Source organism: Protofrankia sp. CiP1_Cm_nod1, assembly GCF_920888515.1.
In the GTDB taxonomy this organism is placed as follows: domain Bacteria; phylum Actinomycetota; class Actinomycetes; order Frankiales; family Frankiaceae; genus Protofrankia.
In genome coordinates, this window is record NZ_CAKKTM010000118.1 from 1 (window position 1) to 2,155 (window position 2,155).

The window sequence follows — 2,155 nt, forward strand, 5'->3', positions numbered from 1 at the left end:
CCTTCGGTGGGAAGCTGCTTGGATGCTGACGGTGTCGATCGGGGCAGACAGGGCTGCTGCCTCGACGGTGCCGGGGTCGGCGCCGGCCGCGCGCCAGGCGATGGCGGCGGCGGTCATCGGCAGAGCTCCAGGCCGACCGCGCCGAGCCGACCGCGCCGAGCCGGACTTGACGGCTGCTCCAGCCATGGTGCAGGTAGATCTGCACTCGTTGAGCCGGGTGTCATAAACTGTGCCGGACATGGGGGCCGGCAAGAGTACGTCGTACTTGTAGTACAAGGCACGTAGTAGTCGGAAAAGGCGGTCTTTCGACCGCCTTTTCTTTATTCAAAGAACGGTATCCTGGAGCTCGCGGCTGCGAGTATCTGGATGTCATTATCCGTCGTGTGTCCCGTTTCAACAGCCGTATGATAGCCTGTGGCCCCAACTGCGCGATCCAGCGGCAAAAAGATCGGCGTGGCTTCTTCGTCGGTGTTCGTTATCACGTCTGCTGCGTGATACGCGTAACGTCCCGTGCATACAACGCTGTGGGAGCCTGTCAGCCTCCCAGTCTGGTCGGTGCCGGTGCTGTAGCGCCGTCCACGCACCCGACAAGACGTCACCGTCCTTGTACCTGTTTTACCAGCAGGGTCGCACCGACAAGTATTCCGTCTCGCGGTATGTCGATATTGATCGGATCTGTCGACCCGGGAAAACATGCCTCGGCGGTAGTGGGAGATATTCGCGCCGTTACTGTCGCTGTCCGTAGCGTCGAGCACGGTGATGCCATTCCGTCGACGCCGAGTTCCAGTAGGGGGAAATCCTTGCCCCGTTCCCCGAGGTCAACACCTGTTGGGTGGAGCCTCACCACCTGTCCGCGCGGAGGTTGCCGGTTGCCGAACAGACGGGACGAGGCCAGCCCGGCCACACCGCTGGCATGACGAAGCAGCACATCAACTCTGCCGTGACGACGTTCGGGATTCAGTACCTGCCAGTCGTAGTTCCGGCCGTACCGTTTCCAGGCGTACTCGGCTATTTCGTTGCGACGGCTGGAACCACAGTACTGGCCGTCACGTCCCACCATGCTCAACATCTCCTGCTCACCGAGCAGTAGCCAGCGGATGCCAGGACGGTTGTTGATCACTGATGTCGCCGCGGTCACCACAGGAACGGCCAGATGTTCTGAGAAGTGCGCGGCTGGGTCGAGGTCCATGTCCTTGCTGAGTATGACGATGGCGCGGGCTGGGTGGCCTTCATGTCGGATTGCGTAGGCGGAACGGGCGACCTGTATCCCGCAGAGCACATCCACAAGTTTCTCTTCAAAATTTCTCAGCCCGCCGCTACTGTTGTCCCGTAGCGCACCGTTCAGGATTCTGCCGCCATCTTTGGTGATGGAACGCGCGTATTCAAGGTTCTTGCCGATCTCACGGTGGAGTGCCTGACTGTTGCTCCCGGCGGCGCGGGTGCCGATGCCGACGTAGATCTCGACCGCGTCGAAACCGAATGGCTGGAGCGCCGTCCGAATACCAGGGACCGTGGGTAGGCGAGGGCTGCCCAGAACCTCCCGGGCCTGGCCGCGGACATTCTGCGCGTCAACTATGACGACCACTGGCAGGCAGGGCGGCGCACGGTGTGGGATAGTCGCGGATATTTTTGTGATCATTTTCTGCCTTCGCGGGACAGGGCTGCAAAGCTGATGAGACGGCATATGACGGATCTGTGCGTTCTGGTCGCTGTGGGTATCTCGTTCGGCGTGTCCGCCGGCGACGCTGTGGGCCGACAGCGCACACTGCCGCGGTTTTTCGGTGTCGATCGTTCTGGAGTGGCTGGATTACCGGGCGTCAGGAGGCGAACATGCGGATGGTGGCGGTGTGGTGGTGTTCGGCGAGGAGTTCCAGGCGGGGGGCGGTGGTGGCGGGGAGGTCCGCCGGGGGGTGGTTCGACAGGGCGGCCGCCTCGGCGGCGGTGTGGTCGATGGCGGGGGTGAGGCGGGTGAGCAGGGCGGTGACCGCCAGCGGGTCCAGGCCGAGCAGGCGGGTCGCGGCCGAGGCGGGGCCGCTGACCGTGCCGTAGGCGACGGCCAGCGCGGCGTCGGCGGGGGAGAGGCCGGCGTGCGCGGCGACCAGGCCGAACGCGACCGGATGGTGCGGCGCCGGGACCGGGCAGGACAGCCCCGGCC

General features: G+C 64.1%; 2 protein-coding genes. Both read right to left on the reverse strand.

Annotation, left to right across the window (positions count from 1 at the left end; translation table 11 throughout):
• Positions 1-595: 595 nt before the first annotated feature.
• On the reverse strand, positions 596-1,639 hold the full coding sequence (locus NBX02_RS05730; protein WP_250287195.1) for a hypothetical protein: 1,044 nt from the start codon (positions 1,637-1,639) through the stop codon (positions 596-598).
• 178 nt (positions 1,640-1,817) lie between these two features.
• Positions 1,818-2,155, reverse strand: a 338-nt coding sequence (locus NBX02_RS05735) for an urease accessory protein UreF (protein ID WP_445548283.1), incomplete at its 5' end; no start/stop codon positions are given.

Bases quoted from the DNA above. Each gene is read 5' to 3' on its own strand.
- NBX02_RS05730 (WP_250287195.1), bottom strand. From the start codon at position 1,639: ATGATCACAAAAATATCCGCGACTATCCCACACCGTGCGCCGCCCTGC.